Origin of the sequence: Nocardiopsis camelliae (assembly GCF_028993595.1) — a bacterium.
Classification (GTDB): domain Bacteria; phylum Actinomycetota; class Actinomycetes; order Streptosporangiales; family Streptosporangiaceae; genus Nocardiopsis; species Nocardiopsis dassonvillei.
Genome location: NZ_CP118614.1, coordinates 3,069,248 through 3,081,293, shown reverse-complemented (window position 1 = coordinate 3,081,293; position 12,046 = coordinate 3,069,248). Strand labels below are relative to the sequence as shown.

11 protein-coding genes are annotated in these 12,046 nt (G+C 72.9%); 3 read left to right on the top strand and 8 right to left on the bottom strand.

The features are described from left to right. Window positions 1-348: 348 nt before the first annotated feature. The 6 genes from PV789_RS13450 to PV789_RS13425 form a co-directional block, all read right to left on the bottom strand. A complete protein-coding gene (locus PV789_RS13450) occupies window positions 349-909 on the bottom strand; it encodes a TIGR03086 family metal-binding protein (RefSeq protein ID WP_274977748.1) in 561 nt (186 codons plus the stop codon). Window positions 910-1,194: 285 nt separating this feature from the next. Then, the gene (locus tag PV789_RS13445; protein WP_274977747.1) at window positions 1,195-1,587 is read right to left on the bottom strand and encodes a VOC family protein; all 393 of its coding nucleotides are present in this window, start codon (window positions 1,585-1,587) and stop codon (window positions 1,195-1,197) included. After that, on the bottom strand, window positions 1,584-1,895 hold the full coding sequence (locus PV789_RS13440) for an ArsR/SmtB family transcription factor (protein ID WP_274977746.1): 312 nt from the start codon (window positions 1,893-1,895) through the stop codon (window positions 1,584-1,586). Before PV789_RS13440 ends, PV789_RS13445 begins: the two co-directional genes overlap by 4 nt. Before the next feature lie 74 nt (window positions 1,896-1,969). Next, on the bottom strand, window positions 1,970-2,605 hold the full coding sequence (locus PV789_RS13435) for a maleylpyruvate isomerase family mycothiol-dependent enzyme (RefSeq protein ID WP_274977745.1): 636 nt from the start codon (window positions 2,603-2,605) through the stop codon (window positions 1,970-1,972). Between the two features lie 292 nt (window positions 2,606-2,897). After that, window positions 2,898-3,458, bottom strand: coding sequence for a GrpB family protein (locus PV789_RS13430; protein WP_274977744.1), 561 nt, complete (start codon window positions 3,456-3,458; stop codon window positions 2,898-2,900). A 115-nt stretch (window positions 3,459-3,573) separates the two neighbouring features. Further along, entirely contained in the window at window positions 3,574-3,960 is a 387-nt protein-coding gene (locus PV789_RS13425) for a MerR family transcriptional regulator (RefSeq protein WP_274977743.1), read from the bottom strand. Between the two features lie 222 nt (window positions 3,961-4,182). Here PV789_RS13425 and PV789_RS13420 point away from each other — a divergent pair, with 222 nt between their 5' ends. The 3 genes from PV789_RS13420 to PV789_RS13410 all read left to right on the top strand — a co-directional run bounded on the left by PV789_RS13420 (window position 4,183) and on the right by PV789_RS13410 (window position 7,690). Continuing rightward, the gene (locus PV789_RS13420) at window positions 4,183-5,409 is read left to right on the top strand and encodes an alkene reductase (protein ID WP_274977742.1); all 1,227 of its coding nucleotides are present in this window, start codon (window positions 4,183-4,185) and stop codon (window positions 5,407-5,409) included. 196 nt (window positions 5,410-5,605) lie between these two features. Beyond that, on the top strand, window positions 5,606-6,691 hold the full coding sequence (locus tag PV789_RS13415; protein WP_274977741.1) for an SDR family oxidoreductase: 1,086 nt from the start codon (window positions 5,606-5,608) through the stop codon (window positions 6,689-6,691). Between the two features lie 315 nt (window positions 6,692-7,006). Beyond that, window positions 7,007-7,690: an NAD(P)H-binding protein gene (locus PV789_RS13410; RefSeq protein WP_274977740.1), complete on the top strand. Its 684-nt coding sequence runs from the start codon at window positions 7,007-7,009 to the stop codon at window positions 7,688-7,690. Between the two features lie 266 nt (window positions 7,691-7,956). Here PV789_RS13410 and PV789_RS13405 read toward each other — a convergent pair whose 3' ends face one another. Then, window positions 7,957-9,729 carry an ATP-binding cassette domain-containing protein gene (locus PV789_RS13405; protein ID WP_274977739.1) on the bottom strand — a complete coding sequence of 591 codons (1,773 nt, stop codon included), beginning with the start codon at window positions 9,727-9,729 and terminating at the stop codon, window positions 7,957-7,959. After that, complete coding sequence (locus PV789_RS13400) at window positions 9,726-11,561, bottom strand: ABC transporter ATP-binding protein (RefSeq protein ID WP_274977738.1); 1,836 nt, start codon at window positions 11,559-11,561, stop codon at window positions 9,726-9,728. The genes PV789_RS13405 and PV789_RS13400 overlap by 4 nt, the downstream gene beginning before the upstream one ends. Between the last annotated feature and the right edge of the window lie 485 nt (window positions 11,562-12,046).

Sequence of the window (12,046 nt, the reverse complement as noted above, 5' to 3'; positions counted from 1 at the left end):
CACGCGGCCCGCCCGGCGCACCGCGCCAGGGACTCGTCACAGTCTGTGCCAGTCGTGGGGCTCCCGGAAGCCGACACGGCGCGCGGGGCCGGGATGCGGGAGTCCGGGGAGCCGCCACTCTGGCGCGTAACCCGCAAGGGGAGGGCTAAACACCCGCGTGTGGTCACCCGGGCCGTGGTCGCGGTGGGTCCGGCGCCCGCCCGCCCGCAGGGGCGGGGGGCGGGCCCGCCGACCCCGGCGGCGGTCAGGCCGCGCAGCCGGTGCGGGGTTGTGTGCGCGTGCGGGGGGTGGCCGGGCACGGGACCGGCCCCGGTCGGGTGCGGGACCCGGCCGGGGCCGCGCGGTCGGTCAGGGGGTCCTGCCGGTGCGGGCGATCAGGCGGTCCTGGGGGCTCGCGTCGGGCCCGACCTCGACCGGGGCGCCGAACATCGGCCCCGGGCCCAGGTCCTGGTCGCTCAGCCAGGCGTGGACCTCCTTGACCAGGTCGGGGTCGAGGCGTTCGTCGGCGCCCAGGGCGCGCGCCAGGTCCCAGGCGTGCACCGTCAGGTCGAAGGTCATCTGCCACAGGTAGAGCTCGGCGGGCGCGTCGCCGAAGGACAGGTGCACCGTGCTCTCCAGGGAGGACGGCGCCAGCCAGGCGGTGCGGGCCTCGCGGGCGGCGACCTCCCAGGTGGTGATGGGCTCCTCGCCCAGGTTGTCGCCGTCGAGGCGGTCGCCGACCTCCTCGACCCGGGCGCCGTCCAGCAGGAGCGGCGCCCACAGCTGCTCGGTGGTCAGGTGGTTGACCAGGTCGTGCACGTCCCAGTCGGCGCACGGCGTGGGCAGAGCCCAGTCCGTCAGCTTGACCTCGCGGACCCGGCGGTCGAACTCCCCCATCGCGGTTCCGTGCAGTTCGGTCAGGTGTGGCATGAGTGTCCCCCGGGACGAAGTAGCGGTTGTGCGCCGGTCCCCTACCCGTGCCGCCAGGGGGTGAATCCGCCCGGGCGCGGCGGCCACGGCCGCCCGTACGCGTGCGTGCGTCCGGGCGCGGGCGCAGCCCGGACATGGTCAACGACGCGGTAGTCGGCCGTCCACCGCGCGACCGGGCGCGGGCGGGGCCAGGTCTGGCCCGAGCAGCCCGGACCGGCGCGCCGCCCGTGCGCCCGGGCGGAGTCCGGCCGCCGGGGCGGCCGGGCCCCGCACCCGGGTGAGTGCCTACTGCGGCTCGGTCGCGATCTGGATCAGGTTGCCGCAGGTGTCGTCGAAGACGGCGGTGGTGACCGGGCCCGTCTCCAGGGGTTCCTGGGTGAAGCGGACGCCGAGGCCCCGCAGGCGCTCGTGCTCCGCCCGCACGTCGGCGACGGCGAACTGGGCGAGCGGGATGCCGTCCTTGACCAAGGCGTCGCGGTAGGCGCCGACGGCCGGGTGGCCGGAGGGCTCCAGGAGGAGCTCGGTGCCCTCGGGCTCGTCGGGCGAGACGACGGTCAGCCACCGGTCCTTCTCCCCCACCGGGACGTCATGCTTCTTCACGAAGCCGAGGATCTCGGTGTAGAAGTGCTCGGCCTCGGCCTGGTCGTTGACGAAGATGCTGTTCAGGTGGATCTTCACGGGTTGCTCTCCTCCGGTCCGGACGTGTCTGGCGCAAGCCATCGCTCGGCGATCCGCCGCAGCGGGGCCGTGTTGAGGTCGTGGAACTTGTAGCGGCCCTCGCGCCTGGTCTCGACGAGCCCGGCGGCCTCCAGCACGGCGAGGTGCTGGGAGACCGCCTGGCGCGAGATGCCGAGCTGGTGCTTCATGGCCAACCGCGAGCAGATCTCGAACAGTGTCTGGCCGGACTTCTCCGTGAGTTCGTCGAGGATGGTACGACGAGTCGGGTCGGCCAGGGCCTTGAAGAGGTCGTCTGCCACGACCACCATGATAGGCAAGTAAAAACTTGCATGTTGAGTCGGAGCGCGTGTTGCGGAGCGGTCCCCCGTTCCACGGCTGCGGGTCAGCCCTCCGCGCGTTCGCGCAGGATCTCCACACCGTCGCCGGTGAGCTCGTCCAGGTGTGCGGAACGGCCGGTCATCGCCATGATCAGGGCGAGCGTGCTCCCGCGGACGAGGGGTCCGGCGCCGGAGGCGAACGGACCGTCGGTGGCCTGAAGCCTCAACCCCCGGATCCGGCTCCTGGCGACGACGACCTGGTCCGAGCCCCGGTAGTAGTCCGCCACGAGGGTCAGCGTGGCGATCGGACGTGCGCTGACGATGCCCAGGGGCCGCCTGATGTCCTCGCCGTGCACGATCACCTCACCCAGGACGGCGGGCTTGGGCAGGGGCGGTGAGGTCGTGCTGTCCACGATTCCCCGGAAGCGCGCGAGGGTGTCGGCTCCGGAGTCCCCCATCTGCTCCGCCAGGCGCATCGCGACCTGGGCGTCGAAGTCGAACCGGCAGCGGACGACCCCGGCCAGCCATCGCAGGCCGTTGAGGCTCGCCGACGACGTCAGGTGCGCGAGCACCTCGCGCACGGTCAGTCCCGCGCACAGCGACGGCGTCGCCCACCGTTCCCCGGTCAGTCCCGACAGGTCGTCGGCCAGCGCCGCCCGCTCCCGGTGGATCAGCGGCCACAGGTCCGCACGGCCGCTCACCGGCGGGTTCCGTGGCGTGGGCGGGGTGTCGGTGACGTCATGGGGCTCTCCTCGGGACGGGCTCTCGCCTCGCCCCCACGGTGGTGGGCGGACGCCGGGATTATGGCCCAGGCCTGCGACAGTTCCGCGCTCCGTCGCCCACGGGGGCGTGGTGCTTCCGCGCCCACGGGCACACGGTGCTCGCGCCGTCCGCATCGCCGGGTCGGGGCGTCGGCCTCCTGGTGCGGTGACGGCCCCCGCCCGTGTGGGGCAGGGGCTCCCTGCCCCGGGCGAGGGGCGCGGATCACCGGCGTCACTTCTCCCACACGGGTGTGGTCGGTAGACCGAGTTCCCTTCGCGCGCGGTCGGTCACTTCCTGGACGAACTCGGTCTTCGCCGCGGTGTAATCGCGCGGGGAAGCGGTGGTGGCCGCGAGCCTTCGCTTCAGTTGCGCGTAGCGGGCCGCCTCCCGCGGGTGGGAGCGCAGGTAGTCGCGCAGAATCCTCTGGTTGCGAGTCGGCCAGCTCGCCCGGGTGACCACGTGCAGGATGTGCGTGCGCACCCCGTCGGGTACGCGCACGTAGAGCAGCCGGTCGTTCATCCCGTTCGTGTGCGGGGTGAAGCCGAGACGGGCCAGGCCGGGCTCGTGGTCGCGGACCTCCCGCAGGGAACCGGTGGCCGCCATCAGGTCGATGACGGGTTTGGCCGCGAGCCCCGGGACGGACGTGGACCCGATGTGCTCGATCTCCGTGAACAGCCCGGGAGCCGCGTCGCGCAGTTCCGTGATGGCGGCGGAGGCCATGCCGGGCCAGCGCGGATCGTAGTCGGTGATCGTCGTCGCGGCGGGTTCCATGGAGGACAGGCTGCCAGCCATGGCCCGGCGTGGTCTCCGCTCCGCTGCGGCGTCCGCCGACCCGGAGGAGCCCAAGGAGTTCGCCCAGTACGGCGGCGCGGCACGCAGACCCTGGGCCGGAGAGCGCCCACCGGGGTCAGGCGAACGCGGAGTCCTGGTCGACCTCCACGGGGGTGGCCTCGCGCAGGAAACGGCGCACGGCGTCGCGGTTGCGGGTCAGGGCGTCGATACGGGCGTCCATCTGCTCGACCTCGCGGGCCAGGTTGGCGGCCAGTTCACTGTCCACCTGCGGCCGCAGCCCCGGCCCGGAACCCTCGAAACAGGGGACGACGACCCGGATGACGCGAGTGGACAGGCCCGCGGCCAGAAGGTCGCGCACCTGCTCCACACGCGTCACGGAGGAGTCGGGGTAGGAGCGGTAGCCGTTGCTCTCCCGCTGCGGGTGCAGCAGACCCTGTTCCTCGTAGTAGCGCAGGGTTCTGGTGGTCACGCCGGTACGGCGCGCCAGCTCACCGATCTTCACTGCTCGGCCCTCCGCCCCCTGCCCAAAGGTTGACACTCACGTACACGTCAGAGTGTACCGGGCGCCACCTGTTCGGCCGCTGCTCCACGCGTGGGAGCAGGAGCGGAGAGCACTCGTGCCCACCACGCTTGACATTCACGTCAACGTCAAGGTTTATCTTCGGGGATCGGGCGACTCGCCCCGTTTGACCAGCATGTTCACCACTGCCCCGGAGAGAAGGCCATGCACCACGACCGCACCGCATTGTTCGACCCCGCCCGGTTCGGCGCGCTGGCACTGTCCAACCGCGTCGTGATGTCACCGCTGACCCGTAGCAGGGCCCTGCCGGACGGCCGTCCTGGTCCTTCGGCCGGGCTCTACTACGCCCAGCGCGCCTCGGCCGGGCTCATCGTCTCCGAAGGCACCGCCATCTCACCCGAGGCCATCGGCAACCCCGACATCCCCGGCCTGTGGAACCAGGAACAGGTCCGGGGATGGAAGCCGGTCACCGACGCGGTCCACGAGGTCGGCGGGACCATCGTCGCGCAGCTGTGGCACACCGGACGCGCCTCGCACCCGAGTCTGCAACCCGGCGGCAAGGAACAGGTCGGCCCCTCCGCCATCGCGATCAACGGCTCCACCTTCGCCCGCGACGGCCGCACCCCCCACGTGAGACCCCGCGCGCTGGAGACCGAGGAGATCCCCGCGATCGTCGCCCAGTACGGCCGGGCGGCGCGCAACGCGCGGGCGGCCGGGTTCGACGGCGTGGAGCTGCACGCCGCCAACGGCTACCTCATCGACCAGTTCCTCCAGGACGGCTCCAACCACCGCACGGACCGCTACGGCGGCAGCGTCGAGAACCGGGCCCGGCTCCTGCTGGAGGCCCTGGACGCGCTGATCGACGCGGTCGGCGCGGACCGGGTCGGGGTGCGCCTGTCGCCGAGCAGCACCTTCCAGGACATGGCCGACTCCGATCCGGTGGCGCTGTTCACCCACGTCCTGGACGCCCTCGCCGAGCGCGACCCGGCTTATCTGCACCTGGTCGAGCCGGGCATCGTCGGAGACGACTCGGCACGGCGCCCCGCCGACAGCATCGACAGCCTCTGGGTCCGCAAGCGCTATCCCGGGCGCCTGATCGCGGCCGGTGGCTACGACCGGGAGCGGGCCATGGCCGCCGTGGGTGAGGGCAACGCCGACGCCGTCGCCTTCGGCCGTGCCTTCATCGCCAACCCCGACCTGCCCCGGCGTCTGGAGGTCGGCGCCGAGCTGAACGAGGCCGAGCGGGCGACCTTCTACGGCGGCGACGGGCACGGTTACACCGACTACCCCTCCCTGGAGGCCGAGCGCCACCTGACCGACCTGCGCGAGGGGCGTGCCGAGCCGGTCCCCGGGCTGGACTTCGGCCCCCAGACGCCGCTGGAGCAGTGGCACCTGGCCTGGGCTCAGCGGCACGCGGCAGCCCGGAACTGACTCCGGTCGTCGCACAACGCACCAACCGCACCCGGCCCGGTGCGCACTCACCCACCATCGGTCCCGACCGGGCGTGCGTCACGACGGGGCCGCCCGGGCCGTGACGGACCGGCGTGCCCCACACGGCAAAGCCCCTGCGCCGTCCCCCGGCCCTGCGGGTGGTCAGGAACGGACTTCCAGAGGAGAGTAAGGACACATGAACACAGCCAGCCGACCTGAACGGCGCGCTCTGGTCGTGGGCGGAACCGGGATCGCCGGCCGGGCCCTGTGCCGGGAACTGGCCACGCGGGGGTGGCGCACCGCCAGCCTCTCCCGCCGGGCCACCGCACCCCGAGACGGGGTCGAAGTCCTGCGCGCCGATCTGACCGATCCCGAATCCGTCCGAGCGGCCCTGGCCGGGTCGCGACCCACGCACGTCTTCTTCACGGCGTGGAGTCGCCAGGCGACCGAGGCCGAGAACATCGCCGTCAACTCCGCCATCGTCCGCAACGTCATGGACGTGGTGGGCCCTTCCGGGCAGCTGTGGCACGTGGCGCTGGTCACCGGCCTCAAGCACTACCTGGGCCCCTTCGAGGCCTACGGCACCGGAGCGACGCGGGACACCCCTTTCCATGAGGACGAGCCCCGCCTGGACACCCCGAACTTCTACTACGCCCAGGAGGACGAGCTGTGGCGGGCGGCCGCGCGGGACCGGTTCGCCTGGAGTGTCCACCGCTCGCACACCATCATCGGCCACGCCCTGGGCAACGCCATGAACCTCGGGCAGACGCTGGCCGCCCAGGCCGCCCTGTGCCGCGCCGAAGGCCTGCCCTTCGTCTTCCCCGGCAACGAGGTGCAGTGGAACGGAGTCACGGACATGACCGATGCCGGTCTCCTGGCCCGTCAGATGATCTGGGCCGCCACCGCCGACGGTCTGCCCAGCCAGGCCTACAACACCGCCAACGGAGACGTCTTCCGCTGGCGCTGGATGTGGCCCCGGATCGCGGAGCGGCTCGGCGTCGAGCCCCAGGGCTACGCCGACCGCCCGCGCCCGTTGGAGGAACAGATGGCCGGGAAGGCAGACGCATGGCGCATGTTGGCCGAACGTGAGGGCCTGGTGGAGACCGACCTCGCACGGGTGGCGTCCTGGTGGCACACCGACAGCGACCTCAACCGTCCCCTGGAGTGCTTCACCGACATGAGCCGCAGTCGCCGCGCAGGATTCACCGACTACGCCGACACTCTCACGTGCTTCACCGATCTGTTCGAGACCCTGCGCCGCGAGCGGGTCATCCCCGCCTGATCCGGGCTCCGTCACCCGGAGCCCCGCGGACGAGACGCTCCCTGGTCACGGTGACCACCGGGCCCGGACGGACCGGCGGGTCCCGGCCCTTCTCCGGAACCCGTGCGGCACGGCTGGAACCGGGGCAGTTCCCCTTACGTCCGCGTCGCCGGACGGTCGGCCCGTAAAACTTGAGGACCACTTCGCCCTGCTCCAGAGTGCTCCAGGTGGGGAGAACCGGAGAGCGGATACGTTGTGGCACCGGGAACCACCGGTCGAGACGGTCCGGCCGACAGGACCCACTCGACCTCGAAGCCGGTACAGAAGGAGGCGCTCATGTCCGACACCAAGCGCGTGGTCATCCTCGGCGGCCACGGCAAGGTCGCCCTGCTCACCGCACCCAAGCTCACCAACGCGGGCTACCGGGTCGACTCGCTCATCCGCGACCCCGGCCAAAGCACCGACGTCGAAGCCGTGGGAGGCGATCCCGTCGTGCTCGACATCGAGCAGGCGGACGTTGAAGCCCTCACGCGAGCCTTCGACGGCGCACAGGCCGTGGTGTTCGCCGCCGGCGCGGGCGGCGGCAGTCCGGCGCGCACCAACCAGGTCGACTACGAGGCGGCCGTGCGCGCGATGGCGGCCGCCCAGGCGGCGGGCGTCAGGCGCTTCGTCACCGTGTCCTACGCGGGCGCCGCGGTCGACGTCGACCGGATCGACCCGGACAACTCCTTCTACGCCTATGCCAAGGCCAAGCACGACGCCGACGCACACCTGAGGGAGACCGGACTGGACTACACGATCCTCGGTCCCGGGATGCTCACCCTCGAACCGGCGACGGGGAGGATCCGGCTCGCGGACGCCGACGGCACGATCGACGGCCGGCCACCGGGCGAGGAGGGCCACACCTCCCGGGACAACGTCGCCGAGGTGATCACCCACGTCATCACCGCTGACGCCGCCATCCGGCAGACCGTGAACTTCTACGACGGGCAGACACCGATCTCCCAGGCGCTCCGGTGAGTCACACCACGACCGGAGGGGCCGGTTCCGCACGCGGAGTCGGCCCGTCCGGGGGTTGACCGGCGAGAAGCCGTCGACCGCGTGATCTGTGCTCTTCCGCGTGGTCTGCGCTCTTCGGGGCTTGCGCCAATCGACACATGCGAGGAGCGTCCTTGCGGCTGGCCCGGCCACAGCCGGGGGAACCCCGGTGCGGCCGGACCCGTCGCGCGACCCCGGCGAAGCCCGCACGGCAGGGGCGGGAACCGGTCCGGGCCCGGCGTGTCCGGTCAGACGAAGTACCGGGCCTGGAGGCGGAACAGCTCGGCGTAGAGCCCGTCGGTCCGGCTCAGCGTGTCGTGGGTGCCGGTTTCGACGACCCGGCCGCCGTCCATCACCACGATGAGGTCGGCCGCCCGGGCGGTCGTGAGGCGGTGCGTGACCAGCACGGTCACACCGCCTTCCTGACGGCCCAGGTCGGCGTACTGCTGGAACAGCCACTCCTCGGCGCGCGCGTCGAGGCTGGCGGTGGGCTCGTCCATGATCCGCAGCAGCGGCGCCCGCCGCATCGCCGCCCGGGCGTTGGCGACCGTCTGCCACTGGCCGCCGGACAGCCCCTCGCCGTCCCACGACCCGCGCCCGAGCCGGGTGTCCAGGCCCTCGGGCAGCGATGCGAGGAGCCTGTCCCCGCCCGCCGTCTGCAGCGCCCGGAGGATCCGCTCCGGGTCGTCGCGTTCCTCCAGCCGCCCCAACCCGACCGCGTCCCGCAGGGACAGTTCGATGTGCACCGGGTCCTGGAAGGCCGCCGTGATCCGGGCGCGCCACCGGTCCGGGGCGAACCGCGCCAGATCGGTCCCGTCCACCAGCACGCGCCCCTGAACGGGCTGGTAGAGGCCGCTGAGCACCTTGACCAGCGTCGACTTGCCCGCGCCGTTCTCGCCGACCAGCGCCACAACCGAGCCGGCCGGGAGATCGAGGTCGATACCGCTCAGCGCGGGCCGGTCGCGGTTCCAGTACCGGAAGCCCAGACCCTCCACCCTGATGCCGCTCTCCAGCCGGGCGGGCACCGCCACCGGCGCGGTCGGCACGACGGCGGCACGTTCGGCGGCGCCGTCCCGCACCACGTCGAGGAAGGCCCGGGTGGCCCGGAGCGACTCCATCGTCCAGAAGGACAGGTTGAGCAGGCTCTGCACCTGGCCGGTGATCTGGCTGCTGACGGCGACGGCCGCGACGATGAGGCCGAGCGGGGCGTCGCCGACCAGTCCGGCCCGCACCATCAGGGCGACGGCGGTCGCGTACGCCAGCACGAAGAGCAGCCAGGCCAGCGCGACCGGGACCCGGGCCAGCCCGTCGGTGCGGGCGATGTCGCGGCCCGCGGAGTCCCACTCCCGGCGGTGCCTGCGCCGCAGTTCGTCCGCCAGCCCGAAGAGGCGGGTCTCACGACCGGGCGCGGCGGTCGTGGCGAGCGTGAACAGGTGACCGGCCAGCCGGGTCCGGGGTGTGGCGCGCTCCACGGCCTGCCCGCGCCTGCGGTCCGCCGCCCGGGTGGCCAGCACGGCGGGGAGGGCGAAGAGCGGCAGCAGGGCCAGGACGGGAACGACCGAGGCCATCAGGGCGGCCGAGGCGACCAGGGCCAGCGCTGCTCCGGCCAGCCACATCAGCCGGTCGAAGCCCGGCCCGATCTCGCCCCGCGCTCCGCGCACCAGCGCCGCCCGGTCGGAGCGGCTCGAACGCTCGTGGACCTCCAGCGTCGGCGTCGTGCCGACCGCGTCGACGAACCGGCGGTCGACGTCGCTCTGGATCTCCTCCTGGAGGCGCAGGCGGGTGAAGTAACCGGCGACGAAGGTGCCCTGGGTGAGCATGACGAAGACCGCCACGCACAGCGCGAGCACCACCAGGCCGCTGGTCGAACCGCCGGTGGCCGCCTCGCTGAACAGCCCGATCGCCACGGCGAGGCCGATCCCGGTGGCCTGTTCGAGAAGCGCGATCGCCACCGCGACCAGGGAGCGGAACCCGTCGACGCGGGGTCCGCTGGTGAGGACGAAGCGCAGGGCGCTGATCACGACGGTGCCTCCTCGAAACGCTTGGCCTGCAGACGGAACAGTTCGGCGTAGCGGCCGTCGGCGCGCATCAGGTCCTCGTGCGTGCCGTCCTCGACGATGCGGCCCTGGTCGAGCACGACCACCCGCTGCGCCCTGCGCACGGTCGCGAACCGGTGGGAGATCGCGACGGTCGTGGCCCCCGCGGTGAGTTCGTGGAACGTGTCGTAGAGCCGGGCCTCGGCGCGGGCGTCCAGGCTCGCGGCCGGTTCGTCCATGATCAGGAGCCGTGCGCCGTGCCGCAGGCCGAACAGCGCCCGGGCGATGGCGATGCGCTGCCACTCGCCGCCCGACGCGTCGACCCCGCCCTCGTAGCCGCTGGACATCACCGTGTCCCAGCCATTGGGCAGCCCCTCGACGAACTCCAGCAGTCCGGCCCGGCGCGCCGCTTCCCGCAGGCCCTCCTCGTCGTCGGCGTGGGCCGGGGAGCCGAAGGCGATGTTGTCCCGCACGGTCAGCTCGTAGCGGCCGAAGTCCTGGAAGACGGCGACCACCTTGCGCTGCCAGCTCCGGCGGTTGGCGTCCTCGATGAGGGTCCCGCCGACGCGCAGGCGGCCCCCGCTGGGAGCGTCCAGACCGGCGAGGAGCCGGGCCAGCGTCGTCTTTCCGGCCCCGTTGAGGCCGACGACGGCGAGCGACTGCCCCTGGGGGACGTCGAGGTCGATGCCGTGCAGCACCTCGTCCGCGGCGCCGCCGTAGCGGAAGCGCAGACCCTCGCAGGAGACGGTCGCGGCCGGTTCGGTCCAGGGCGGGGCGTCGGACCCGCCGGGCGGGTCCGCGGCCGGAAGGGCGAACGCCTCGGCGGCCGCCCTGGAGCCGAAGCCGGTGCGCAGGTCGTCCTCGTCCGCCCGGAGCACCTGCAGGAGGGCCCGCAGGGCCAGGCCGCCCAGCGCCAGGTCGCCCACCGTCGTGCCTCCGGTGGCGGCCCGGTAGGCGAGGTAGTAGAAGACCGAGGCGACCGTGGCGCCGGTGACCACGACGACCACCACGACGAACACGCGGTGCTCACGCCTTCGCCGCCAGACCTCGGCCATGTTCACGCGCCACTCGGCGTGGTAGGCGTCGCGGAAGAAAGCCGTGAGCCCGAAGAGGCGCACCTCCCGGGCCGCGTCCGGTGTGGTCGGCACGTCCCGCAGGTAGGAGGTGCGGCGCAGCTTCAGCGTCTGGTTCACGGTCTCGACGACGGCGGTCCGGTAGTTGCGGACCAGCCGGAGGTGGAGCACCGCGAAGACCGCGAAGACGATGATCCCCAGCCCCCAGGTGACCTGGGTGAGCAGGGCCGCGGAGCCGACGGCGGTCACCCACAGCGAGGCCTTGGCCGACAGGCCGAAGACCGCCTCCCCGGGCGGCATGTCGATGGTGCCGTCACCGCGCGCCCGACTGAGTCTGCCCTGGTAGTCCGGGTCCTCCAGGTGTCCGATGGTCGCCGGTTGCGAGGCGGATGCCATCACGCGCTCCCTCAGCCGGCCGGTGACCCGGCGGCCCAGGGCCCGACCCAGAGCCGTCCGAGCCGAATCGGCGACGTGGGTGAGGAGGAACAGCACGACGATGAGGGCGACCCAGCGGTAGCACTCCCGCGCCGCCGGGCTGTCCAGCCCCTGGCCGACGGCCGAGGCGAGTCCGTCCACCAGTGCGCCGATCCCGATGGTGATGCCGACCGGGGCCGCACCGGCGAGGACGGCCAGCACCGTGGTCAGGGCGGCCGGGCCCGGTGCAACGGAGAAGGAGTAGCGGACCAGGGCGGGAAGGACCCACCGCGTGGCCGGGGGCGGGAGGCGGTCCGTGTCCGCGGTCACACCCGCTCCCGGTGGTCGAGGTTGCGGGGGGATGGAGGGCACGCTGGTGGCGCGCATCGGGGGTCCTCTCGGAAGCCGGGCATGCCCTGGAGGGCGGGCCGGAGGGTCGGCGAGGAGCACGTTACGGGGCGAGCCGCCCGGGGCGCGACGGGTTTTCCGGCGGCCGTCCGGTTCTCCGGCGGCCGTCCGGGGCGCGGGGCACCGCTCTCCCGTGCTGTCCTCGGCGCAACGGGTCCGCGGCCCGGCCGTGGAAGCCCGCCTACTCCTGGTGCATGCGCCGGGTGACGGCCTCGTTGGACAGAGCGGGGGCGGTGAAGGCCCGGTCCTCGGACCGCTCGCGGCCGTGCGGCTCGTGGCGGCCGCCCTGACACCTGTGCTGCCGCGCGAAGCGCGACGGGATCCGCCCGAGGGCGTGTGAGCCCCGCTGAGGTTCAAGAACCCCTTTGGCCTGCGCTGACCCTCCCGGGAGACACGCCGACGGGCTT